At 68.4% G+C, this 23,992-nt stretch carries 24 protein-coding genes; 16 read left to right on the top strand and 8 right to left on the bottom strand.

Features of this window, described 5'->3' with window-relative positions:
- Positions 1-107 precede the first annotated feature (107 nt).
- The 10 genes from DID99_RS30250 to DID99_RS30205 all read left to right on the top strand — a co-directional run bounded on the left by DID99_RS30250 (position 108) and on the right by DID99_RS30205 (position 12,020).
- Positions 108-839: a LuxR C-terminal-related transcriptional regulator gene (locus DID99_RS30250; protein WP_124489048.1), complete on the top strand. Its 732-nt coding sequence runs from the start codon at positions 108-110 to the stop codon at positions 837-839.
- 303 nt (positions 840-1,142) lie between these two features.
- Complete coding sequence (locus DID99_RS30245; protein ID WP_124668154.1) at positions 1,143-2,645, top strand: aldehyde dehydrogenase family protein; 1,503 nt, start codon at positions 1,143-1,145, stop codon at positions 2,643-2,645.
- A 106-nt stretch (positions 2,646-2,751) separates the two neighbouring features.
- A complete protein-coding gene (locus tag DID99_RS30240) occupies positions 2,752-4,092 on the top strand; it encodes an aspartate aminotransferase family protein (protein WP_044846672.1) in 1,341 nt (446 codons plus the stop codon).
- A 252-nt stretch (positions 4,093-4,344) separates the two neighbouring features.
- Positions 4,345-5,847, top strand: coding sequence for an APC family permease (locus DID99_RS30235; protein WP_124668153.1), 1,503 nt, complete (start codon positions 4,345-4,347; stop codon positions 5,845-5,847).
- Positions 5,844-6,434, top strand: a complete 591-nt coding sequence (locus DID99_RS30230) for a DUF3156 family protein (protein ID WP_124668152.1) — start codon at positions 5,844-5,846, stop codon at positions 6,432-6,434. The genes DID99_RS30235 and DID99_RS30230 overlap by 4 nt, the downstream gene beginning before the upstream one ends.
- A 60-nt stretch (positions 6,435-6,494) precedes the next feature.
- The gene (locus DID99_RS30225; RefSeq protein ID WP_044846726.1) at positions 6,495-7,433 is read left to right on the top strand and encodes a helix-turn-helix domain-containing protein; all 939 of its coding nucleotides are present in this window, start codon (positions 6,495-6,497) and stop codon (positions 7,431-7,433) included.
- 176 nt (positions 7,434-7,609) lie between these two features.
- Positions 7,610-8,818, top strand: coding sequence for a porin (locus DID99_RS30220; RefSeq protein WP_124668151.1), 1,209 nt, complete (start codon positions 7,610-7,612; stop codon positions 8,816-8,818).
- Positions 8,819-9,020: 202 nt separating this feature from the next.
- Positions 9,021-10,259 carry an ABC transporter substrate-binding protein gene (locus DID99_RS30215; protein ID WP_124668150.1) on the top strand — a complete coding sequence of 413 codons (1,239 nt, stop codon included), beginning with the start codon at positions 9,021-9,023 and terminating at the stop codon, positions 10,257-10,259.
- Between the two features lie 34 nt (positions 10,260-10,293).
- The gene (locus tag DID99_RS30210; protein WP_124668149.1) at positions 10,294-11,163 is read left to right on the top strand and encodes a carbohydrate ABC transporter permease; all 870 of its coding nucleotides are present in this window, start codon (positions 10,294-10,296) and stop codon (positions 11,161-11,163) included.
- Complete coding sequence (locus DID99_RS30205) at positions 11,160-12,020, top strand: carbohydrate ABC transporter permease (protein ID WP_124668148.1); 861 nt, start codon at positions 11,160-11,162, stop codon at positions 12,018-12,020. Before DID99_RS30210 ends, DID99_RS30205 begins: the two co-directional genes overlap by 4 nt.
- Before the next feature lie 9 nt (positions 12,021-12,029).
- Here the strand turns inward: DID99_RS30205 and DID99_RS30200 are convergent, their stop codons facing one another.
- A complete protein-coding gene (locus DID99_RS30200) occupies positions 12,030-13,052 on the bottom strand; it encodes a LacI family DNA-binding transcriptional regulator (protein WP_124668147.1) in 1,023 nt (340 codons plus the stop codon).
- Between the two features lie 6 nt (positions 13,053-13,058).
- Between DID99_RS30200 and DID99_RS30195 the strand changes: the two genes are divergently transcribed.
- Positions 13,059-13,979 (top strand): phosphatidylinositol-specific phospholipase C, encoded by a 921-nt coding sequence (locus DID99_RS30195; protein WP_185733844.1) that lies wholly within the window; start codon positions 13,059-13,061, stop codon positions 13,977-13,979.
- A gap of 226 nt (positions 13,980-14,205) precedes the next feature.
- Here DID99_RS30195 and DID99_RS30190 read toward each other — a convergent pair whose 3' ends face one another.
- On the bottom strand, positions 14,206-14,817 hold the full coding sequence (locus DID99_RS30190) for a LysE family translocator (RefSeq protein WP_044846680.1): 612 nt from the start codon (positions 14,815-14,817) through the stop codon (positions 14,206-14,208).
- Positions 14,818-14,900: 83 nt separating this feature from the next.
- Here DID99_RS30190 and DID99_RS30185 point away from each other — a divergent pair, with 83 nt between their 5' ends.
- Positions 14,901-15,428 (top strand): GNAT family N-acetyltransferase, encoded by a 528-nt coding sequence (locus tag DID99_RS30185; RefSeq protein WP_124668146.1) that lies wholly within the window; start codon positions 14,901-14,903, stop codon positions 15,426-15,428.
- 15 nt (positions 15,429-15,443) lie between these two features.
- On the opposite strand, the gene DID99_RS30180 is transcribed toward DID99_RS30185, so the two are convergent.
- The 3 genes from DID99_RS30180 to gcvA all read right to left on the bottom strand — a co-directional run bounded on the left by DID99_RS30180 (position 15,444) and on the right by gcvA (position 17,907).
- Positions 15,444-16,505, bottom strand: coding sequence for an alkene reductase (locus DID99_RS30180; protein ID WP_124668145.1), 1,062 nt, complete (start codon positions 16,503-16,505; stop codon positions 15,444-15,446).
- A gap of 71 nt (positions 16,506-16,576) precedes the next feature.
- Positions 16,577-16,885 carry a helix-turn-helix transcriptional regulator gene (locus DID99_RS30175; RefSeq protein WP_044846683.1) on the bottom strand — a complete coding sequence of 103 codons (309 nt, stop codon included), beginning with the start codon at positions 16,883-16,885 and terminating at the stop codon, positions 16,577-16,579.
- 122 nt (positions 16,886-17,007) lie between these two features.
- Entirely contained in the window at positions 17,008-17,907 is a 900-nt protein-coding gene (gene gcvA / locus DID99_RS30170) for a transcriptional regulator GcvA (RefSeq protein ID WP_124668144.1), read from the bottom strand.
- Between the two features lie 120 nt (positions 17,908-18,027).
- Between gcvA and DID99_RS30165 the strand changes: the two genes are divergently transcribed.
- Entirely contained in the window at positions 18,028-18,732 is a 705-nt protein-coding gene (locus DID99_RS30165; RefSeq protein ID WP_124523727.1) for an SDR family oxidoreductase, read from the top strand.
- A 48-nt stretch (positions 18,733-18,780) separates the two neighbouring features.
- On the opposite strand, the gene DID99_RS30160 is transcribed toward DID99_RS30165, so the two are convergent.
- The 3 genes from DID99_RS30160 to DID99_RS30150 all read right to left on the bottom strand — a co-directional run bounded on the left by DID99_RS30160 (position 18,781) and on the right by DID99_RS30150 (position 21,360).
- Positions 18,781-19,920: a patatin-like phospholipase family protein gene (locus DID99_RS30160; protein ID WP_124523729.1), complete on the bottom strand. Its 1,140-nt coding sequence runs from the start codon at positions 19,918-19,920 to the stop codon at positions 18,781-18,783.
- Positions 19,921-20,038: 118 nt separating this feature from the next.
- Positions 20,039-20,380 (bottom strand): cupredoxin domain-containing protein, encoded by a 342-nt coding sequence (locus DID99_RS30155; RefSeq protein ID WP_124489034.1) that lies wholly within the window; start codon positions 20,378-20,380, stop codon positions 20,039-20,041.
- A gap of 35 nt (positions 20,381-20,415) precedes the next feature.
- On the bottom strand, positions 20,416-21,360 hold the full coding sequence (locus DID99_RS30150; protein ID WP_044846687.1) for a metallophosphoesterase: 945 nt from the start codon (positions 21,358-21,360) through the stop codon (positions 20,416-20,418).
- A 244-nt stretch (positions 21,361-21,604) separates the two neighbouring features.
- Between DID99_RS30150 and DID99_RS38015 the strand changes: the two genes are divergently transcribed.
- The 3 genes from DID99_RS38015 to DID99_RS30135 all read left to right on the top strand — a co-directional run.
- The gene (locus DID99_RS38015) at positions 21,605-21,859 is read left to right on the top strand and encodes a phosphate transporter (RefSeq protein WP_260439280.1); all 255 of its coding nucleotides are present in this window, start codon (positions 21,605-21,607) and stop codon (positions 21,857-21,859) included.
- 80 nt (positions 21,860-21,939) lie between these two features.
- Positions 21,940-23,694, top strand: coding sequence for an ABC transporter permease subunit (locus tag DID99_RS30140; RefSeq protein ID WP_124668143.1), 1,755 nt, complete (start codon positions 21,940-21,942; stop codon positions 23,692-23,694).
- A gap of 11 nt (positions 23,695-23,705) precedes the next feature.
- On the top strand, positions 23,706-23,992 hold a 287-nt coding region (locus DID99_RS30135), incomplete at its 3' end, for an ATP-binding cassette domain-containing protein (RefSeq protein WP_124668142.1).

Raw genomic sequence — 23,992 nt, 5'->3', positions numbered from 1 at the left:
GTCATCCGTCACCCACGGACGAATTGCCGATTTGTGCTCACCGGCCCATTTCGGCGTGGGTAGGCTGGCCCTATCTTCGACGCGTTCGGCCGCCGGCCGCTCCCATCATGCCGACCTCATCCGCTTCCGCCGACCACGAAGCCGCCGACTGGCAGCGCGCGCTACGCGCGTGCGTCGATGCGTTCGACGCGTTTGCGAGCCCGTCCGCGACCGTGTTCTACCGGCTCGACCTGAGCGGCGAGCCGGCCGATTTCGAGCTGTTCGGGATGCCGGAGGCGATGCATCGCACCTACATCGCGCGCTACCGGATGCTCGACCCGCTGCACCCGTCGCGCTGCGCGGCAGGTGAACGTGCGGTCGTGACGCTCGCGTCCCAATTGCCTGACGAAAGACGCGATGCGTCCGCGTACTGGACCCGTTTCCTGCGACGGCACGATGTGGCCGACGTCGTCGAGATCTGGCTGCGCGACGACGCGGGCCGCACGGTCGGCGCGTTTTCGCTGCTGCGCTTCGGGACGGGCGACGCGGACGGCAACCGCACGGCGGGCCGGTTCGCATCAGGCGAGATCGACGCGCTGGCACGGCTGCAGCCGGTCGCCGAAGCCGCGCTGGCCCCGCTGCTGCGCGCGCGGCGCGGGATTCACCGGATCGGCTGCGAGGAGCGGTTGACTTACCGCGAGGAGCAGATCGCCCGACTCGTACGCGACGGCCGCTCGAACAAGGAAATCGCACGCGATCTCGCGCTCGGCCAGCCGACCATCAAGACACATCTGATGCGCATGTACCGGAAGCTCGGCGTGTCGAACCGCACCGAGCTGGTCGGCGCGTTGTTCCTGTAGCTTTTCCGCATCCGCATCCGCATCCGCATCCGCATCCGCATCCGCATCCGCATCCGCATCCGCACCCGCACCCGCATCCGCGTCCGCGTCCGTACCCACGTCCGCATCCACGTCCGCGTCCGCATCCACGTCGCACCGATCGCATCGCACGCCGCCATTCCACGTTCCCGAGTCACCCGCGTTCCGGTCCCGCACGCGCTTGCCAATTTGCGCTCACCGGGCGCGATCCCCCGTCGATACAGTGGTTCGACACCCGCATGCCGAAGCGCACGCGGCCCAGTCATGACAATCATCGAGACGCCCATGAGCACCACGAACTTCGTCGCGGTCAGCGACACCGTGCGCACCTTCGTCGCACGCGACTTCGGCCTTTTCATCGACGGCGCCATGCAGCGCGCGCACTCGCCCGCGCGGCTCGACGTGTACGACCCGGCGACGGGCGAGCGGCTCGCGACGGTCGCGGATGCCGACGCGCACGACGTCGACCGCGCGGTCGCGAGCGCGAAGCAGGCGTTCGACACCCGCGTATGGAGCGGGCTGCGCCCGGCGGACCGCGAGCGCATCCTGCTGAAGCTCGCCGACCTGATCGACGCCGACGCCGAAACGCTCGCGCAGCTCGAAACGCTGAACCAGGGCAAGTCGATCCATGTGTCGCGCGCGATCGAGGTCGGCGCGAGCGTCGAATACGTGCGCTACATGGCCGGCTGGGCGACCAAGATCACCGGCCAGACGCTCGACGTGTCGATCCCGTTCCCGCCCGGCGCCCGCTATACGGCCTATACGCGCAAGGAGCCGGTCGGCGTGGTCGCGGCGATCGTGCCGTGGAATTTCCCGCTGATGATCGCGGTGTGGAAGCTGATACCGGCGCTCGCGGCCGGCTGCACGATCGTGCTGAAGCCGTCGCCGGAAACGCCGCTCACCGCGCTGCGTCTCGCCGAACTCGCCCTCGACGCCGGCGTGCCGCCTGGCGTGTTCAACGTCGTCACCGGCGGCCGCACGTGCGGCGCCGCGCTGTCGAGCCACCCGTCGATCGCGAAGATCTCGTTCACGGGTTCGACCGCGACCGGCAAGCTGGTCGGCGCGGCGGCCGTGCAGAACATGACGCGCTTCTCGCTCGAACTCGGCGGCAAGAACCCGATCGTGATGCTCGACGACGTCGACGTCGCGCAGGCGCTCGACGGCGTCGCCGCCGGCGCGTTCTTCAACCAGGGGCAGGTGTGCGCGGCCGCGTCGCGCATTTACGTTCATCGCAGCAAATTCGCGCAGCTCGCGGACGGCCTCGCGGGCGTCGCGCAGTCGATGAAGCTCGGCGCGGGGCTCGATACCACCGCGCAGATCAACCCGCTGGTGTCCGCGCACCATCGCGACAAGGTCGTCGAGCACATCGAATGCGCACGCCGCGCGGGCCTCACGTTCCTCGCGGGCGGCACGCCCGCCGACGACCTGCCCGGCTACTACGTGAAGCCGGCCGTGATCGCCGATCCGCATCCGGACAGCGCGATCGTGCGCGACGAAGTGTTCGGCCCGGTGATCGTCGTCGTGCCGTTCGACGATGCGGCCGACGCGGTGCGTCTCGCGAACGCGTCGCCGTACGGCCTCGCCGCGAGCATCTGGAGCAACGACCTGAAGCGCGTGATGAACCTCGTGCCGCAGATCGAGGCCGGCACCGTGTGGGTGAACTGTCACATTCCGCTCGACCCGTCGATGCCGTTCGGCGGCTACAAGCAATCGGGCATCGGCCGCGAGTTCGGCCAGTACGCGATCGAAGGCTTCACCGAAACCAAATCCGTCTGCATCGCGCACTGACGCGCGGCGCCTGCTCCGAACACCACGAACCCCGCGAACAACCCGAAAACCTCGAACCCCGACCCCGGACGGTCGAGGTTCAAACGATCCGAAAGTGGAGATTGCAATGAGCTACAACGAAGCGAAATTCTGGCACCCGATGCTGCACCCGAACGAAATGAAACAGCGCAAGCCGATCCGCATCGTGCGCGGCGACGGCTGCTACGTGTTCGACGAAACCGGCAAGCAGCTGGTCGACGGCGTCGCGGGCCTGTGGAACGTGAACGTCGGGCACAACCGCCAGGAAGTGAAGGATGCGATCGTGCGCCAGCTCGACGAACTCGAATACTTCCAGCTGTTCGACGGCATCTCGCATCCGCGCGCGGAAGAGTTGTCGAAGAAGCTGATCGACATGATGGAGCCGGAAGGGATGCGCCGCGTGCTGTACAGCTCGGGCGGCTCGGACTCGATCGAGACCGCGCTGAAGATCGCGCGCCAGTACTGGAAGGTGCGCGGCCAGGCCGACCGCACCAAGTTCATCTCGCTGAAGCAGGGCTATCACGGCACGCACTTCGGCGGCGCGTCGGTGAACGGTAACACGGTGTTCCGCCGCAATTACGAGCCGAACCTGCCCGGCTGTTTCCACGTCGAGACGCCGTGGCTGTACCGCAACCCGTTCACGCAGGATCCGGAGGAGCTCGGCCGGATCTGCGCGGAAATGCTGGAGCGCGAGATCCAGTTCCAGAGCCCCGACACGGTCGCCGCGTTCATTGCCGAGCCGGTGCAGGGCGCGGGCGGCGTGATCGTGCCGCCGGCCAACTACTGGCCGCTCGTGCGCGAGGTGTGCGACCGCTACGGCGTGCTGCTGATCGCCGACGAAGTCGTGACCGGCTTCGGCCGCAGCGGCAGCCTGTTCGGCAGCCGCGGCTGGGGCGTGCGCCCGGACATCATGTGCCTCGCGAAAGGGATCTCGTCCGGCTACGTGCCGCTCGGCGCGACGGCCGTGAACGCGCGGATCGAGGACGCGTTCGCCGCGAACGCGGACTTCGGCGGCGCGATCATGCACGGCTACACGTACGCAGGGCACCCGGTCGCCTGCGCGGCCGCCATCGCGAGCCTCGACATCGTCGTGAAGGAAGACCTGCCGGCGAACGCGGCGAAGCAGGGCGCGTATCTGCTCGAAGCGCTGCAGTCGTTCCCGGAACGCTTCGCGGCGGTCGGCGAGGTGCGCGGCAAGGGGCTGATGCTCGCGCTCGATCTCGTCGCGAACAAGCAGACCCGCGAGCCGATCGACCCGCTGTCCGGCTATGCGAACGCGGTCGCGGAAGTGGCGCGCGAGCACGGCGTGCTGGTGCGGCCGGTCGGCACGAAGATCATCCTGTCGCCGCCGCTCGTGATCCAGCGCGAGCAGCTCGACCGGATCGTCGACGCGCTCGCGGCAGGCTTCGAGGCCGTGCCGTTCGCATGAGGCGGTGACACGGGAAGCGCATGACGCCGAACCGGCGGTGGAGGGCGGGATAACCCGTTCGCCACCGCCGGTTTGCCGATTTGCGCTATGACCGGATTATTTTGCCTGCGTATTTTTTCGACATCGGATCAGGTTTGGATCGACAGGGGCCCGGGTGCCGGCGCTTGAGCGCCGCCCCGGGCCGACCGCGAAGCATGGCTCGGAGCGGGCGCCGCAGCGCCGGTTCCGGCCCGAAAAGGGAAGGAGACGAAGATGTCGGGATGGTCTGGAATGACCGGCGCAGCGGGCGATTCGCCCGCCGGTGCGTCGGCTGAAGCGGGCGGCGGCACGGTGCTGAAGGCCGGTGCGGTCGGGTTTCCGACCGCGCTGGCGAGCGCCGTCGGCCTCATCATGGCGAGCCCGGTGATTCTCACCGCGACCTCGGGCTTCGGGATGGGCGGCTGGGCGTTCGCGGTCGCGATGCTCATCGCGTTCGTGATGATGCAGGCGCAGGCGACGACGTTCTCCGAAGCCGCCGCGATGCTGCCGACGGCCGGCTCGGTTTACGATTACCTGTCATGCGGGCTCGGCCGCTTCTGGGCGATCACCGGCACGATTTCCGCGTATTTCCTCGTGCACGTGTTCGCCGGCACGGCGGAGACGATCCTGAGCGGCATCATGGCGCTCGTGAACTTCGAATCGCTGAACGCCGTGCTCGAGAAGCACAACAGCTCGTGGCTCGTCGGCGTCGGCCTCGTGGTCACGTTCGCGATCACCAACATCATCGGCATCAAGGTGTTCAGCAAGCTCGAGATCGTGCTGACGGCCGGCATGTGGCTGTCGCTGATGATCTTCGGCATCCTCGGCCTCGCGGCCGCGCCGGCCGTGCATCTCGACGGCTGGTTCGGCGGCTCGGAAGTCGGCACGTCGGTGCCGGCCGTGCTGTCGCTGGTCGGGATGGCGATGTTCATGTTCGTCGGCTGCGAGTTCGTCACGCCGCTCGCGCCGGAAATGAAGGCGCCGGGCCGCACGATTCCGCGCGCGATGGCGCTCGGCCTCGTCGGCGTCGCGATCTGCATGTTCCTGTACGGCGCGGCGATCCGGCGCCAGGTCGCGAACGTGCCGGTGAGCCCGGACGGCCTCACGCACCTGCTCGACACGCCGGGCGCGATTCCCGCGTTCGCGCTGCAGGTGCTCGGGCCCTTCGGCCGCATCTGGTTCGGCATCGCGTTCCTGTGCGCGGGCGCCGCGACGATCAACACGCTGATGGCCGGGCTGCCGCGCATCCTGTACGGGATGGCGATCGACGGCGCGCTGCCGCGCTGTTTCGCGTATCTGCATCCGCGCTTCAAGACGCCGGTGGTCGGCATCGTCGCGTCGGCGATCGTGCCGATCTTCCATGCGTGGCTGATCAACGGCAACCTCGACAGCATCCTGCACCTCGTGCTCGCCGCGACCTGCGCATGGGGCACGGCGTACCTGCTCGTCACCGCGTCGGTCGTGATGCTGCGCATCCGCCGCCCGGACCTGCCGCGCCCGTACCGTTCGCCGCTGTTCCCGCTGCCGCAGATCGTGTCGAGCGTCGGCATCGTGCTCGCGATCTGGTACATCACGCCGCCCGGCATGAATGCGCGCGACATCTACGTGCCGTTCGGCGCGATGCTCGGGCTCACCGCGCTGTACGCGCTGTTCTGGACGCTCGTCGTGCAGCGCCGGCATCCGTTCAGGCCGGTGCCGGTCGAGGAAGTGCTGCGCAACGAGCACGTCGCCTCGTGAGGGCCGCGCTCGCCCGCTGGCGCGCGGCGCCCGACGCACCGCCGCCCGGCCAACGGCCCGGCGCGATCGCCGCGCGCGTGCTCGCCGACCTCGGTGCGGTGCGCGACGCGGACGGCGGCGCGGCCGAAATCCTGGCCCGGCTGCCGAACGGCGTGCGCGTGAGCATCGAAGAGCGCATCGACCGGCAGTTCCTGATGCATACGGTCAGCGTGCAGGTGTCGATTAGCGCGGACGGCCCGGCCGCGCAGGGCCTTGCACGCGTGCTGCAGACCGGCTGGCTGCGGCGCACCGGCATCGCGGCCGCGCCCGAGCCGGGAGGCGACCCCGGATTCGCGCGGACGGTGGCCGCACTCGCCGCGCAGCCGTCGCTCGCCGACGCGTTGCGCCCGCTGCACCTGACCGACTGCACGATCGCCGCGCGCGACGGCCGCTGGACGCTCGCCGTCGTGCCGTTCGGCGGCAGCGAGGTCGTGAACCGGATGCCGTCGTTTCGCCGCTACGTGCGCGTGACCGGCGAGCAGGCCGCCGCGCTGTCGGCGGCCTGTCTTGCATTCGAAACTGCACTACGCGGAATTTTGCGGGGGTAAGCTGTGGCGCTGCGCGCCGTGCGGCCGCAGCGTGGAATCAGGGTTTTACCGGAGATGCCGATGCTGTTCCAGTCACGCTCACACGAAGACGTGCATGACCACGGGCTCGCGATCGCGGGTTGGCATCAGGTCTACCGCCAGATGACGCCGGGCCGCTTCAGGGGCACCGTCACGCAGGTGCTGTACGACGATTTCCATTTCTTCCGCGAGACGACCAACCGGCGTGTCGCGCAAACCGGCCTCGCACCGGCCGGGCGCACGTCGCTCGCGGTGCCGCTGTCGGTGCCGCTCGCCGGCACGTTCCAGAGCCAGCCGGTCGACGGCTATGCGCTGCTCGCGCTGCGCGCCGGCGAGGATTTCGAATTCCATACGCCGGAAGGGATGGGACTGGTCGGGATCAGCGCGGCGTCGGACATGGTCGACGAGCTCTGTGAGGCCGAATTCGGTGCGGCCGGCGCGCGCAAGCTGCGGCACGTCACGCGGCTGTCGGACGCGCAAGGCGTCGCGCTCGGCGCGCGGCTGTCGTCGCTGATCGATGACGCGCAGCGCAACCCCGGCTGCCTCGAATACGCGGCCACCCGCAAGATGTTCCGCGACACGATGCTCGGCATGTTCCTCGATGCGCTCGAGCAGGGCATCGGCGTCGAGCGCCGCGACATCACGCACGCCACCTACAGCGATATCGTCAGCCGTTGCGAGAAACACCTGCGCGACCGGCCCGAGGAACCCGTCACCGTGCTCGAGCTGTGCCGCGCGCTGCGCTGCAGCCGCCGCACGCTGCAGACGAGCTTCCAGCGCGTCGCCGACGTCACGCCCGTCGGCTATCTGCGCACGATCCGGCTGAACGCGGTGCGGCGCCTGCTGCGCACGACGTCCGCGCATCAGTTGGGCGTCGGCGAGGCCGCAGCAAGCTGGGGCTTCACGCATCTCGGCTATTTCGCGCGCGAGTATCGCGACCTGTTCGGCGAGCTGCCGTCGCAAACCTTGCGCCCCGAATGACGTCTTCGCACCGCGACGGTGCCGCCGGGCGTCGCCACGTGCCGCCCGTTTCGTTCGCTTCACCATTTGCTGATTTGGGATAGAGGTCCCGAATTTTCGCTGGATAGAGTCCTGTCACCGATATCGACAACACCATCGATTTGCACTGCGAATCGATGACAATAGAGGGACGGGACATGAAGATCGGACGAAGACTGGCCGCGGCCGCGGCCACGCTGGGTTGCATGCACGCGCACGCGCAGACCTCCGGCAGCGTGACGCTGTACGGCACCGTGGACACCGGCATCATCTATTCGACGAACCAGCAGTTCACGCGCGCCGACGGCAGCACGGGCGGCGGCCATGCATGGCAGATGGGCGGCGGCAACCTCGTGCCGTCCCGCTTCGGATTCCAGGGTGCCGAGCCGCTCGGCGGCGGGCTCGACGCGGTGTTTTCGCTCGAGCAGCAGTTCCTGTCCGCGAACGGGCAGGCGCTGCAGGGCGGCACCGCGTTCAGCCGGCAGGCGTGGGTCGGGCTGCGCCAGGATGCGATCGGCACGCTCGGCCTCGGCCGGCAATACGACTCGTACACGGACATGCTCGGCGCCTATGTATCGAGCAACAACTGGGCGACGCCGTACGGCTCGCACCTCGGCGACGTCGACAACCTGAACGCCGCGTTCAACTTCAACAACGCGGTGAAGTTCACCAGCGCGGATTTCAACGGCCTGACGTTCGGCGGCACGTTCAGCTTCGGCGGCCAGGCCGGCGATTTTTCCGCGAAGCGCGGCTATGCGGTCGCCGCGACCTACACGCGTGCGCCGGTCGCGTTCTCGGTCGGCTATCTCGACCTGCACCAGCCGCTCGACGCGGCGCTCGGCGGCGCGAGCGGCTATATCGGCGACTTCGCGTGCAGCAACCCGGGCGCGATGTACTGCCTGCTGCAGGACGCCGGCTCGATGCGCGCGTTCGGCGCGGGCGGCTCGGTGACGCTCGGCGCGGCGACGGTCGCGCTGACCTACACGCACACGCGCCTCGGCGACAGCCGCTATTTCTCGACCGGCGCGCAGCCGCGCACGCAGGCGTTCACGTTCGACATCGGAGAATTGAACGCCACGTACATGTTCACGCCCGCGCTGCAAGGCGGCGTCGCGTACATCTTCAACGCCGCGCACACGGACGGCCGCGGCACGACGCGCTTTCACCAGGTCAACGTCGGCACGAACTACAGCCTGTCGAAGCGCACCGCGCTGTATGCGGTCGCGATCGGCCAGATCGCGAGCGGCACGGGGCTCGGCACCGACGCGAACGGCAATGCGGTGAACTACGCGCAGATTCCGGTGCTCGCGAACAGCAATTCGAGCCGGCAACTCGCGGTGATGGCCGGGATTCGCGTGAACTTCTGACGGCACGCACACGACGGCACGGGTGGCGGGCGGGGCGGGTGGGGCGGGCGGCCGCACCGTCGGCCGCTTTCGCCGCGTGCCACAAATTCTTAACGATCGACGTGAACAATGGCGTTCGCTTCAGGCCGCCCGAAGCGTCGCCCGCGTTGCACACGTGTGCAACGCCCGGCGGCTCGCCACCACGCCGATCGAGAGAGACCACATGACCCTGCTGAGCCGCCTGCGCGCGCTGTCCGCCGCCGTTGCGCTGTCCCTTGCCGCCTCGCACGCCTTCGCGGCGGACCTCGTCATCGCGGGCCGCGACGACATCTACGGCAAGGGGCTGGCCGACGCCGTCGCCGGCTTCACCAAGCTGCATCCGGGCACCGACATCGAGTTGCTCAAGCTGCCGAACGCGAACCTGTACCAGAAGCTGAAGCTGTCGATGCGCGAAGGCACCGGCACGTACGACCTCGTGATGATGGACGATACGTGGGCACCCGAATTCATCGGCAACGGCTGGCTGAAGCCGCTGCCGGCCGCGCTCGCCGACGCCGATCTCGTGCCGTCCGCGGTCGCGCTCGGCCGCAACGCGGCGGGCGCGCTGTACGCGCTGCCGATCGTCGGCAACGTCGAGATGTTCGCGTACCGGAAGGATCTGCTCGCGAAGTACCAGCTGCAGCCGCCGCGCAACTGGGACGACGTGCTGAAGATCGCGCAGACCATCGGCGGCGCGGACAAGAGCGTGTCGGGCGTCGTGTTCCGCGGCACCAAGGGCAACCCGGTCGTGACGGGCTTCCTGCCGATCCTGTGGGCCTACGGCGGCGACGTGTTCGACCGTGCCGGCAACGTGACGATCGATTCGCGCGAGTCGCAGGCCGCGCTGAAGACTTTCCTTGCGCTGAAGACCGCCGCGCCGAAGGACGTCGACGTGTACGGCGCCGCCGAGGTGCGCGACGCACTGCAGCGCGGCACGGCCGCGCAGTCGATCGAGGTGTGGCCGGCGTGGATCCCGGCGCTCGACGATCCGAAGCAGTCGCGCGTGGTCGGGCAGATCGCGCTGCAGCCGCCGCCCGGGCAGACGGCCGGCCCGGCGCCGATGCTCGGCATCTGGCAGATGGGCATTCCGAAGGATGCGCCGCACGCGAAGCTCGCGCAGGATTTTCTGGCCTACCTGAGCTCGCGCGACACGCAAACGCGTCTCGCCGGGATCGGCATTCCGCCGACGCGCCGCAGCGTGTTCGCCGATCCGGCGCTGGTGCGCCAGTACCGCTGGTACCCCGATCAGCTGAAGGCGCTCGAGGCCGGCCGTGCGCGGCCGCGCGTGAAGGACTGGCAGCAGGTCGAGAGCATTCTCGGCGACCAGCTGCAGCTCGCGCTGACCGGGCAGGCCACTCCCGACGCCGCGCTGCGCCAGGCGCAGCAGAAGATCGCGCAGGCGATGGCCGCGGCCGGCAAGTGACGGCACGCCGCCACGCATCGTCCGGAAACCGCGCATGAAAGCCCTCGGCCGCAGCCTGCCGTTCGTCGCGCTGCTCGGGCCCGCGCTGCTGGTGCTGGCCGCGCTCGCGCTGTACCCCGTCGCGCAGGTGCTGATCGACTCGTTCTGCCAGGTCGACTACACGGCGGGCCGTCGCGCATTCGCGGGGCTCGCGAACTATCGCGCGGTGCTCGGCGACGACGCGTTCGCGGCCGGTTTCGGCAACACGCTGCGCTTCACGATCGCGGCGTCGCTCGTCGAGGTCGCGCTCGGCTTCGGTCTCGCGCTGCTGTTCGTGCGCGCGTTTCCGGGGCGGCGCATTGCGCTGCCGCTCGCGATCCTGCCGATGATGCTGTCGACGCTCGTGTGCTCGGCGATCTGGCGCAACTGGCTCAACTTCGACGGCTTCCTGAACGCGCTGCTCGCCGCGTTCGGCGTCGAAGGCGTGCGCTGGCTGTCCGATCCGCATCTTGCGTTGTGGTCGCTCGCGCTCGTCGACGTGTGGCAGTGGACGCCGATGGCGTTCCTGATCGTGTTGGCCGGGCTGCAATCGATCCCGCAGGAACTGTACGAAGCCGCGCGCACCGACGGCGCGAGCGAATGGCAGTGCCTGCGCGACATCACGCTGCCGCTCGCGGCGCCGCAGATCGGCCTCGCGCTGCTGCTGCGCTCGATCGACACGTTCAAGCTGTTCGACAAGGTCTACGCGCTGACGGGCGGCGGCCCCGGCAACGCGACGCAGACGCTGTCGACCTACATCTACGACACGGGCTTCCGCTTCTTCAACGTCGGGCCGGCGAGCGCCGCGTCGGTGCTGATGCTCGCGGCGTCCGCGCTGCTCGTTTCGGGGTACGTATGGCAGACGGTTCGCAAGCGGCGCGCATGACGGCGCGATCCGCATCCCTCGCGCATGCGCGAACGGGGGGTGTATTCGGTCGTGCTGCGCCGTGGATGCTGCGCAGCGTCGCGCTCGCGCTGTTGCTGCTGCCGTGCCTGTGGATGGCCGGCGCGGCGTTCATGCCGACGCTCGAACGCCTCGATCATCCGCTACGGATCTGGCCGGCTGCACCGACGTTCGAGCATTTCGCGTCGGTGTGGTCGAACGGTATCGGCGCGCCGCTCGCCAATTCGCTGCTGGTCGGGTTCGGCACGACGCTGCTCGCGCTGACGCTCGCGTTTCCGGCCGCATACGCGCTCGTGCGGCTGCGGTTTCCGGGGCGGCTGGATGTGCTGTTCCTGATGCTCGTGCTGGCCTTGAAGCTGATGCCGCCGATCACGATCGCGGTGCCGCTGTTCGCGCTCGCGAAGCGGTTGCATCTGCTCGATTCGACGCCCGGGCTGATGCTTGCTTACCAGATCTACGCGTTGCCGATGGCGATCTGGATGCTGCTCGCGTTCGTGCGCGACGTGCCCGTCGAATACGAGGAGGCCGCGTGCATCGACGGCGCGGGGCTCGCACGGCGGCTCGCGCAGATCGTGTTGCCGCTGTGCGCGCCGGGGCTGATCGCGACCGCGATCTTCGTGTTCATCGCCGCATGGAACGAGTTCCTGATCGCGCTGCTGTTCGTGTCGACGCCGAGCCGCTTTACGCTGCCGCTCGCGATTGCCGGCTACGTGACGGAGAACGGCATCGACTGGGGCGACCTGATGAGCGCGGGGCTGCTGGCGTCGCTACCGACCCTTGCGGTGGCCGGCTACGTGCAGCGCTACCTGCTGCGCGGCTTCGCCGGCGGGCTGAAGTGACGCGACGCGTTACGCGCAGCTATGCCGCACCACGTGCCTAACCGGCACGACCCGCGTGCGCGACGCGCCGTCGAACGTCTGGATCCGGTCGGCGAGCAGGTCGACGGCCGCGTGCGCGAGGCCTTGCGTGTCCTGGCGCAGCGTCGAGAGCCGGTAGGCGTCGTATGCGGCGGCGGGGATGTCGTCGAAGCCGATCACGCGCAGGTCGTCGGGCACGCGCAAGCCGAAGGCGTCGCGCGCGGCGTCGATCATGCCGAGCGCGAGCAGGTCGGACGAGCAGAACACACCGTCCGGCCGCTCGCCCGTCGCGAACAGTTGCCTCGCGGCGTCGAGGCCGCATGCATGCGTGTCGGAGTCCGTATCGATCACGCGGACGAGCGCCGCATCGTACGCGTCGCCGCATTGCAGCGCCTGCTCGAACGCATCCGCGCGCGCGCGTGCGCTGTAGCTCGCGGTGCGCGGCCCGACGAACGCGAGCCGGCGCGCGCCGGTCCGCACGAGCCGTTGCGCCGCATGGACGGCGCCCGCCGCGTTGTCGCTGACGACGACGTCCGCGCCCGGCAAGTTCGCTTCGCGGTTGATCATCACGACGGGAATCCGGTGGTCGAGATACTGCTGCGCGACCGACAGCGGCGGCGAAGCGGACGTCATCACCAGGCCCGCGATCCGGTAGCTGAGCAGCCGTTCCAGCGATTGCCGGACCTGATGCGGATCGTCCGCATTGGTCACGAGCGGCGTGAAGGCGCGCTGCCCGAGCGCGGCCATCAGGTCCGACAGCAGCCGTGCGCGGAACGGATTCTCGAACCCGGCCGTCACGACGCCGATCATGCTGCTGCGCTGCGTGATCATGTCGCGCGCGATCAGGTTGACCTGGTAGCCGAGCGCACGCGCGGCCGCCATCACGCGTTCGCGCGTCTCGGGCGCGATGCTCGCCGTCGGCGAGAACGCGCGCGACACCGCGGAACGCGACACGCCGGCCCGCACGGCGACATCCGACGCGGTCACCCACGTCTTTCTTTCCTTGTCAGTCATCGATTCATGATCCCTTCGCGACACGAAGCCTCCACGCCGCTGGCCGACTGGATGTCGGCGCTCGACGACGCGCGGCCGCTGCATACGCTGACCCTACCGGGCAGCCATGACACCTGTGCGTATACGGTCGACGATCCGCTCGTACGCACGCAGCGCGCGCCGCTCGATGCGCAGCTCGCGCATGGCGTGCGGCTGCTCGACATTCGCTGCCGGCACCGGGGCGATACGTTCGACATCCATCACGGCGGCATCGCGCTCGGCCTGTCGTTCGACGACGTGCTCGCGGACTGCACGCGCTTTCTCGATGCGCATCCGCGCGAATGCATCGTGATGTCGGTGAAGGACGAATGGCCCGCGCATGCGTGCACGCGCAGTTTCGATGCGACGTTCGATGCGCATTGCGCGCGGCATCCGCGGCTGCGCTGGCATGCGGGCCGCGCGCTGCCGGCGCTCGGCGACGTGCGCGGCGCGGTGGTGCTGTTGCGGCGGTTCCGCAGCAGCCGGCCGCTGGGCATCGACCTGACCGCGTGGCCCGACAATGCGACGTTTACGGTCGATCATCCGGATGCGGCGTTCGTGATCCAGGATGAATACCGTGTGCCTGTCGCCGGGTCGATCCACTACAAGTGGCGTGTGATCGATGCGCTGCTGAGCCGCATGCCGTCGCCGGAGAGCGGGCGCTGGGCGATCAATTTCTGCAGCGGCACGGGGATGGGCGCGAATCCGTCGGTGGTCGCGCGCGGCGACGGTAGGGTGATCGGGATTCAGGCGCGGCTCGCGGCGCGGTTGCGCGAAGCGCGCGGGCCGTGCGGTGCGATGCTGCTCGACTTCTGCGACGACGATGACTGGGCGTTGGTGCGGGCGCTGGTCGAGTGTAATGAGGATGGGCCCGTGGTGGGTGGCAGGCGCAGGCTAATGGGTTGTTAGCGCATTCGCATTGAAGACCGCGAACTCGCCGACAGTCAGGACCCAACCTTCCCAACCATAGATCGGAATGCGCTGACGCTCGCAATAGTCAATGCATTCGAGCGCGGCGTCGAGCGGAAGCACGATCTCGCGACGAGAAATCGACAGTGCGGCAAGTGCCGCGGGAATTTTCTCGAGTTACGGCATTGCAGGTCTACGGAGAACGGGATGGTGTGCGATCGACGGACTACCGCGTCGCGATCGCCACCGCCGCACCTGCCATCGCGGTCGCGCTCGTGCGGTTCGCGACCCGCTTCGCGCGTGCCGACGTCAGAAATGCCCGCGCACGCACCGCGAGCAGCGACCAGAAGCAGTCGGCGAGGATCAGGATCGCGAGCATCGTGCCGACCAGCTCGGCCCACGCGAGCACACCGACATGCGTCAGATCGACGATCGTCGGCAGCAGCGCGAGATAGAACAGCATGATCTTCGGGTTGCCGAGCGTGACCAGCGTGCCCGCGACGAACATGCGCCACGGCGACTGCCCGCGCGGCAGGTCGCCGGCCTGCGTGTCGGTCGGCGCGGTCCACATCTTCCACGCGAGGAACAACAGGTACGCGACGCCGAGCAGCTTCAGCACGAGCAGGCCCGTCTCGAACGTGCGTGCGAACGCCGACAGCCCGGCCACCGCCAGCGTGAGCCACAGCGCCTCGCCGATCCACATCGCGGCGAGGAACGGCAGCACGTCCCGCACGCCGTTCGTCAGCACGCGCGCGACGAGCGCGGCGACGCTCGGGCCGGGCGTGCCGGCGGTGACGAGCAGGGCGATGGCGAACACGGCGAGCGCGGACAGCGTCATGGCGAACCTCGTGGGCAAGGCGTTCGAAAGGTATGAAGTTTCGATTATAGTGACGGCCGTTCCTGCCTGCCTACCTCGTCGTGATGACAGTATCGATCCGGATTCGTCCCGCCACGCGGGAAGACGCGGCCGCGATGGCCGCCGTGGAAGTGGCCGCCGCCCAGCGCTTTCGCGACATCGGCATGTCCGACATCGCCGAAGGCGAGCCGACCGATGCGGCCGACGTGCTCGCACGCATCGACGACGGCCGCGCGTATGTGGCGACGGACGAAGCGGGGGCCTGCGTGGGTTTCGCGTTCTACCGGCTGCTCGATGCGCAGCGGCTTTATCTGGAGGAGCTGGACGTCGCGCCGTCGCATGCGGGGCAGCGGATCGGCGCGCGCCTGATTGAACGGATCATGACACGCGCCGCGCAAGACGGCATCGCGCAGGTCGTGCTGTCGACGTTTCGCGACGCGCCGTGGAATGCGCCGTACTACGCGCGCCTGGGCTTCGACATCATCGACGACGCATCGCTCGACGACACGCTGCATGCGGTCCGCGCGCATCACGTCGCGCGTGGGCTCGACGAGACGCAGCGCGTGTTCATGCGCGCGGACGTGCGCGCATGAACGTGCCGCCGGCCGTCATGCCGCGTCGCTGAGCGCCGGGTAGTCGGTGTAACCCGTTTCGCCTTCGGCGTAGAACGTCTCCGGCACCGGCTTGTTCAGCGGTGCGCCGAGTTCGAGTCGACGCGGCAGGTCCGGATTCGCGATGAACAGCTTGCCCCACGCGATCGCGTCGGCGTGGCCGCTCGCGAGCGTGTCCTGCGCCGATTCGAGCGTGAACTGCTCGTTCGCGATCAGCGGGCCGCCGAACGCCTCCTTCAGACGCGGGCTCAGCTGGTCGCCCGAATACGATTCACGCGTGAAGATGAACGCGATCTTGCGGCGGCCGAGTTCGCGTGCGACGTAGCCGAACGTCGCGGCCGGATCGGAATCGCCCATCGTGTGCGCGTCGCCGCGCGGTGCGAGGTGCACGCCGACACGGCCCGCGCCCCACACGTCGATCGCCGCGTCGACCACTTCGAGCAGCAGGCGCGCGCGGTTCTCGATCGGGCCGCCGTACGCGTCGGTGCGCAGGTTGGTGCTGTCCTGCAGGAACTGGTCGAGCAGGTAGCCGTTCGCGCCGTGGATCTCGACGCCGTCGAAGCCCGCCTTCTTCGCGTTTTCCGCGCCCCTGCGGTACGCGGCGACGATACCCGGAATTTCATCGATGTCGAGCGCGCGCGGCGTCACGTACGGCCGCGGCGGCCGCACGAGGCTCACGTGACCGCCCGCGGCGATCGCGCTCGGTGCGACCGGCAGGTCGCCGTCCAGGAACACCGGATCGGAAATCCGGCCGACGTGCCAGAGCTGCAGCACGATGCGGCCGCCCGCCGCGTGCACGGCCTGGGTCACGCGCTTCCAGCCTTCCACCTGTTCGTCGGACCAGATGCCCGGCGTGTCCGCGTAGCCGACGCCCTGCGGCGTGACCGAAGTCGCTTCGCTGATGATCAGGCCGGCCGATGCGCGCTCGGCGTAATAGCGGGCCATCAGGTCGTTGGGCACGCGCGCGCTGCCGGCGCGGGCACGGGTGAGCGGCGCCATCACGACGCGGTTCGGTAGAGTCAGGTCGCCGAGGGTAGCGGGATCGAACAGGGTAGGCATGGAGATAACCTCTTCACGAAAGGCGGGATGGCCGTCGCGTCGTGCGCGACGGGTGGCCCGCATGGCCTGGGTCAGAGTTCGCGACGCAGGGCGTCGAGAAATGCGTCGATGACGGCCTCGTTGCGCTGGAAGAACGCCCACTGGCCGATCCGCGTCGACGTCACGAGCCCCGCGCGCTGCAGCGTCGCGAGGTGCGCGGAAACCGTCGACTGCGACAGCCCGCAGCGCGCGTCGATCTGCCCGGCGCAGACGCCGTGGTCGTACGGCAGCGTCTGCTCCGGGAAATGCGCGCCCGGCGTTTTCAGCCAGACGAGGATTTCCCGGCGCACGGGGTTCGAGAGCGCTTTCAGGATCGCGTCGATGTCGAGTTCGGTCGGCATGGAAGGGCGTGGTGTTCTGGGCATACGGGTATCGTCGAAGGGCGAATCATATATCGGAAAATAACGATACGTGTGAAGGCACTGATGGAAGTGGGGTTGTTGATCCGTCGGACTTCAGCGCGTCACCCGTTCCCGTACTGCGCGAACAGCCACCGCCGCATCGCATCGAGCGCTTCCGAGTGCGCACTGGCCTGCGGAAAGACGACGTAAAACCCGAGCGACATTGGAAACGAAAAATCGAACACGCGCCGCAGTCGGCCATCCGCGATATCGCGTTCGACCAGCGGCTCGCTGGTCAGCGCGATGCCCTGGCCGGCGACCGCGGCGTCGATCGCGAGCAGCGACTGGCTGAATCGCGGCCCTTTGGTCGGATCGGCCCGGCCTTTGCCGCCGAGCTTGTCGATGAACTCGGGCCACAGATCGTGCGCGTCGTGCAACAGCACGTGCTTTGCGAGGTCCGCGGGCGTCCGGATCGGCGAGCCGCTGTCGAGCAGTTTCGGGCTGGCGACGGCAAAGATGTCGAGCGGAAACAGCAACTCGGCGACCAGGCCGGCCGGGAACGGCGGCTTGCTCAGTCGAATCGCGATGTCGACGCCGTCGGCCCGGAACGACGCAAGCCTTTCGTCGGCGATCACGCGCACTTCGATGTCGGGATGCAGCCGGCCGAAGTCCGACAGGCGCGGAATCAGCCACTTCGACGCGAACGACGGCGTCGTGCTGACCGCCAGAACCGTCGGGCGCTGCCCGAGCGCGTCCGTGGCGTCGGAGATGATCTGCAGCGCGCGCTGGACCGACGAAAAATACTCGAGCCCTTCGCGCGTCAGCGCCAGCCCCCTGGGCAGCCGCCGGAACAGCTGAACCTCCACGACGTCCTCCAGATGCCTGACCTGTTGCGCCACCGCGCCCTGGGTCACGCCGAGTTCGTCGGCGGCCAGCCGGAAATTGAGGTGTCGCGCGGCGGCCTCGAACGCGCGAAGCGCATTGAGCGGCGGGAACCGGCGGGTACGCGATAGCGCCTTCATGCAGTAGAAATTCTACAGTGTGGGTGGAGAAATCATGGTTCGACAAGCCGATTATAGAGTCCTACAGTGCTGCGATAGACGATGATCGCGGCGCTGCGCCGACCCATTCAGGAGAACAGCATGACTGTAGAGAAAGTGGCTTTGGTGACAGCGGCGGGCAAGGGCATGGGCGCCGCGATCGCGCGGGATCTCGCGGGCAACGGTTATCGCGTCGCGCTGATGTCGCCGTCCGGCAGCGCGGTCGAACTGGCGAAGGAACTCGGCGGGTTCGGCGTGGCGGGGTCGGTCACCGAAGACGCCGACATCGCGCGCTTCGTGAACGAGACGCTCGCGAAGTACGGCCGTATCGATGCGGTCGTCAACAATACCGGGCATCCGCCGAAGGGCGACCTGCTCTCGATCGACGACGACAAATGGCATGAAGGGCTCGACCTGATCGTGCTCAACGTCGCGCGCGTGCTGCGCCGCGTGACGCCGGTCTTCCTGAAGCAGGGCGGCGGCGCGGTGGTCAACATCTCGAGCTTCGCGGCCGACGCGCCCGAGCAGGCGATGCCGGTGTCGTCCGCGCTGCGCGCGGCGCTCAGTGCCTTCACGCGCCTGTACGCCGACCGGTACGCGAAGGACAACATCCGCATCAATTCGGTGCTGCCCGGCTTCATCGACAGCTGGCCGGAGACGCCCGAGATCGTGGCCCGCATTCCGGCCGGCCGTTTCGGCAAGACACAGGAGATCGCGCAGACCGTGACGTTCCTGCTGTCGGAAGGCGCCGGCTACATCACCGGGCAGAACATTCGCGTCGACGGCGGCATCGTCCGCGCGCTTTAAGCCGCTGCCGGGCCGGGCGGTGCGCGCGCGGACGTTGCGCCGGCTGCCTCAGTTGTGCCGTTCGCCGATCCGGTTCTCTTCCGGGCTCCAGACGCTGAGCCCTTCCGTCGGGTCCATCGGCTGATCCCACGGGCGCGCGGCGATCGCCTGCATCGTCGCGTCGAATCCGGCCTGCCGGCGCGCCGCGATGCCGTCCGGCGTGAAATCGATGTCCTTCCACTGATCGTCGCCGTCGAGCCGCGGCGCCGCGAGCTTGATCACGTGCATCGTCGTCTGGCAGCCCCACGCGGCGAGCGCCTGCACGTCGGCCGACGTACGCTCCGCCTCCGGCAGCCGCATCACCAGTTCCTTGATCACGTGGCGCAGCCGGTGAATCTGCTGTTGCCGCGCGATGTTGCCGTCCGTTCGGCTCGCGTACTGGATGTCCTTCTGCCGCTCCGACACCTGCCAGATGCTTTGCGGCTCGGGCCCGACCGGATTCCACATCTGCACCGAGAAGATGATCGAGCTGCGGCGCGGCGCATCGTCGAGCACGACCTCGACCGGCGTATTCGAATAGATGCCGCCGTCCCAGTAGGGCGCGCCGTCGATCCGCACGGCCGGAAACGCGGGCGGCAGCGCGCCCGAGCTCATCACGTGGTCGAGGTCGAGCGGCCGGTCGCGCGAATCGAAATAGCGCATCGTGCCGGTGCACGCGTTGACCGCGCCGACGGTCAGTCGCGGCCGGCACGCATTCAGCAGGTCGAGGTCGATCAGCGACGCGAGCGTGTCGCGCAGCGGCTCGACCACGTAGTACGACGCGTGCTCGACGCCGACCCGCGCGAGCGGCCCGAGCCACGCGGCGGGATTCGGCCGGAAGAATCCCGTGAGGCCCGCGCCGATCACCGCGAGTTCCGAGCCGATCTTGTCCCAGGTCGTCGGGAAGCCCGGCACGGTCACGGCGGGCCGTTCGGTGACGTGGCGCCAGAATTCGGCCATTCGCTGCGCGCGGTGCGCGGGCGCGTTGCCGGCGATCAGCGCCGCGTTGATCGCGCCGATCGACGTGCCGATCACCCAGTCGGGCTGGATGCCCGCCGCGTCCATCGCCTCGAATACGCCGAGCTGGTATGCGCCCAGTGCGCCGCCGCCCTGGAGCACGAGCACGACCTGTCCGGGTAGCTTCGGGTGTGCGGGTTGACTTGCCGTCATCGCTTGCCTCGTGGTCGGTGACGGCCGGCGGGGGCCGGCCGGTTGGAACCAGTGTAGGCGATCGGCGGGCGTCGCTCCGCGGTGCCGGACCTTCGCGCGCGTGGCGCGGCGCGCCGCGTCATTCCACGGTGATGGTCTCCTTCATGTACGGATGAATCCCGCAGAACACCTTGTAGACCCCCGGCTTGTCGAAGCGGAACGAGTAGGTCTCGTCCTGGTCGAGCGCATTCGAATGGAAGATGCCCGCGTCGTTGACGACGGTATGCGGTTCCGCGTCGAGGTTCTTCCACGTGACCGTCGTGCCGGCCTTGATCGTGGTCGACATCGGCGAAAACATGAAGTTGTGGATCGTCACGAGCGGGCCGGCCGGGGGTTGCGCGAATGCGGCGAGCGGCGTGCCGGCGGCGGCCGCGCACAGGGTCAGCGCCGCCAGCAGCGTCGAGGGCTTGAGGATGGTCATGTCGGTCTCCTTGCGTAGCGGAATCGGGCGAGGGATCAGGCCAGCGTCGTGTCGCGCAGCGACGCCGCCACGGGATGGCCGGCGAAGTCGACGGTCGTCACGCCGAGCATCGCGGGCAGCCGGTCGCGCGGCACGGTGAGCGGCACCGGGCCGGGGCCGTTGCCGGCGGTCGGCTGCGGGAACGCGGTGGAGCGCGCGGTGTGGAACGTCACGTTGCCTTCGACCTTCGACACGATCTGGTGAATGTGCCCGTTCAGCACGGTGACCGAGCCGAAGCGGCGCAGCAGCGCCATCGTCTGCGGTGCGTCGCCGGTGCCCCAGCCCCACGGCTCGTAGATGGTCCACATCGGCATGTGCGAGAACACGACGATCGGCGTACTCGACGATTGCCCCTTCAGATCCTGCGCGAGCCACGCGAGCTGCTCGTCGCCGAAGCTGCCGAGCCCGTTCGGCTTGAAGTGCATCACGTTGACGAGCGCGACGAAGTGCACGCCCGCGTGATCGAAGCTGTAGTAGCCGCGGTTGTCCGACGCCTTGCCGAAGCGGCTGAAATATTCGGCACCCGAGCCGTCGGTCACGTCGTGTTCGCCGGGCACCGTATGCAGCTCCGGCACGCGCAGCGCGGACAGCAGCTGCGACGCCTGGTCGAACTCCGCTGCCTTGGACAGGTGCGTGATGTCGCCGGTATGGATCGCGAGCGCGGGCGTGGCAGGCATCGCGTTGACGAGCTCGATGGTCTGCCGCAGCGTGGCCGCGACGTCGGGATTCGCGTCCTTGTTGAAGCCGATGTGCGTGTCGCTGATCTGCACGAACAGCGGCCGGCCCTTGTCCGCGGGGAGTGCGGCGCCGCTTTGCGCGAGCGCGAGGTCGAACGGCGTCAGGATGCCGCCCGACAGTGTAAACAGCGTGCCGAGGCCGCCGAACGCCATGCATTGCAGGGCCTTGCGACGCGACGGGCGGGTGGGATTCGATGAAGACATGTGAGCCTCGCATTCGTGTGACGGAACCGGACGGCCGGATCGTCCTGGAATAAGCCGGCGCCTTCGTATGCCATACCGCTGCGGCGGCGGATTTATTCCCGCGCGTTGCGAGGTTGCTCGCGGCTTGCGGCGCAATGACCGACCACCGGCGGATGACCTGTCAATGTCCTGTAAGTGACACGTCACGTTTGCGTCATGTCCGCCCGATAGCCTGCGACACCGAATCACTTCTCCGGAGCCCCTCATGCCGAATCTCGCGGCAACGGAAACCAGCGGTGCGGGCGGTCATCGCACGCGCACCATCGGCTTCGCGCCGTTCGTGCCGATCGTTGCCTGCGGCATCGTCTACGTCGGCGTTCACCTGAGCGCGGATCCCAGTCCGGTCAAGGAAGGTTCGGTCCTGCCGATCGTGCCGCTCGGCGTCGCGGGCGTGCTGGTCGTGCCCGCGTCGATCGCGTGGTCGGCGGTCCTGGGCCGGGCGCGCCACAAGCCGTTCTGAGCCGCGCCGGCTGATGCCGCATCCGGCCGCACGTCACGCGGCCGATCCCATCGATTTTCAATTCGACCAAGACGCTACCGATGGATATCAGTTTCTTCGATCCGAATCGCACCGCCAACGCGTCCGCGTGGCGCGTGCTCCCCAACCGCTGGGATGCGGTCGCGTTTCCGCTGATCATCGGCATACTCGCAATGGCGATCGTCGGCTTTCATCAGACGATGGCGCCGATCGCCGTACTGCAGACGCAGAAGATCTCGCTCGATCCGTCGAACCTGCCCGAATACGCGTTGCGCACCACGCTGCGGATGCTCGCCGCGATGGTCGCGTCGCTCGCGTTCACGCTGGTGTACGGCACGCTCGCCGCGAAAAGCCGCCGCGCCGGCATGGTGCTGATCCCGATCCTCGACATCCTGCAGTCGGTGCCGGTGCTCGGCTATATCTCGTTTACGGTCACGTTCTTCCTCGCACTGTTCCCGGGCCGCGTGCTCGGCGCCGAGCTCGCGGCGATCTTCGCGATCTTCACGAGCCAGGCGTGGAACATGACGTTCAGCTTCTACCAGTCGCTGCGCACGGTGCCGCGCGACCTGAGCGAAGTGTCGCGCGGCTTCCACCTGACGCCGTGGCAGCGCTTCTGGAAGCTCGAGGTGCCGTTCTCGATGCCGGGGCTGATCTGGAACATGATGATGTCGATGTCGGGCGGCTGGTTCTTCGTCGTCGCGTCGGAGGCGATCACCGTCGGCAACCAGACGATCACGCTGCCGGGCATCGGCGCGTATCTCGCGCAGGCGATCACCGACCAGAACCTCGGCGCGGTGGGCTGGGTGATCGTCGCGATGTCGGTCGTGATCCTCGCGTACGACCAGCTCCTGTTCCGCCCGCTCGTCGCGTGGGCCGACAAGTTCCGGATGGAAAACACCGCGTCGGGCGATGCGCCGCAGTCCTGGCTGCTCGACATGCTGCGCCGCACGCACCTGATCCACCAGCTGCTCGTGCCGGCCGGCTGGCTGCTGTCGCAGGCCGCGCGGATTCCGTTGCGCGTGCCGGCGCTCACGGGCAAGCGCTCGCGCGGCACGTCGGCGCGCGGTTCGTCGCGCGTCGGCGACGTCGTGTGGGGCGCGTTCGTGATCCTGCTGACGGTGTACGTCGGGTGGCGCGTCGTCAGCTTCGTGGCGACCGGCGTGACGCTGGGCGAGGTCGGCCACGTGGTGGTGCTCGGGCTGATCACGTTGCTGCGCGTGCTGGTGCTGATCGCGATCGCGTCGGTGGTCTGGGTGCCGCTCGGCGTGCTGATCGGGCTGCGCCCCGCGCTGGCCGAGAAGATCCAGCCGCTCGCGCAGTTCCTCGCCGCGTTCCCGGCGAACCTGCTGTTCCCGGTGTTCGTGATCGTGATCGTCCACTTCCATCTGAACGCGGACATCTGGCTGTCGCCGCTGATCGTGCTCGGCACGCAGTGGTACATCCTGTTCAACGTGATCGCCGGCGCGATGTCCTATCCGAACGACTACAAGGAAGCGACGAAGAACTTCCGCATTCGCGGCTGGCAGTGGTGGCGGCAGGCGATGCTGCCCGGCATCTTCCCGTACTACGTGACCGGTGCGATCACCGCATCCGGCGGCGCGTGGAACGCGAGCATCGTGTCGGAGTTCGTGCAGTGGGGCGACACCAGGGTCGTCGCGCATGGCCTCGGCTCGTACATCGCACAGATGACTGCCGCCGGCGATTTTCCGAAGATCATCCTGGGCATCGCCGTGATGTCCCTGTTCGTTACCCTGTTCAACCGTCTGCTGTGGCGTCCGATGTACGCCTATGCGGAATCCCGGCTCCGTCTCGATTGAGAGTAAGCGCGATGCAAAACCAGACCGTAATCAACGCCCCTGTCCAGACGTCCCAGCCGCTTCAGCCGCCGCGCCTCGGCGAGGAAATCCTGCGCGTCGAACACGTGAATCGCGGCTTCAACAAGTCGCAGGGCGAGTTGCTCGTGCTCGACGACGCGAACCTGTCGCTGCGCGAAGGCGAGATCGTCGGGCTGCTCGGCCGCTCCGGTTCGGGCAAGTCCACGCTGCTGCGGATCATCGCCGGGCTGATCGAGCCGACCGGCGGTGACGTGACCTATCTCGGCAAGCCGCTGCGCGG

Origin of the sequence: Burkholderia sp. Bp8986 (genome assembly GCF_003854225.1) — a bacterium.
In the GTDB taxonomy this organism is placed as follows: Bacteria; Pseudomonadota; Gammaproteobacteria; order Burkholderiales; family Burkholderiaceae; genus Burkholderia.
Note: the sequence above shows the minus strand (reverse complement) of the source record. Positions and strands in the feature narration are given on the sequence as shown.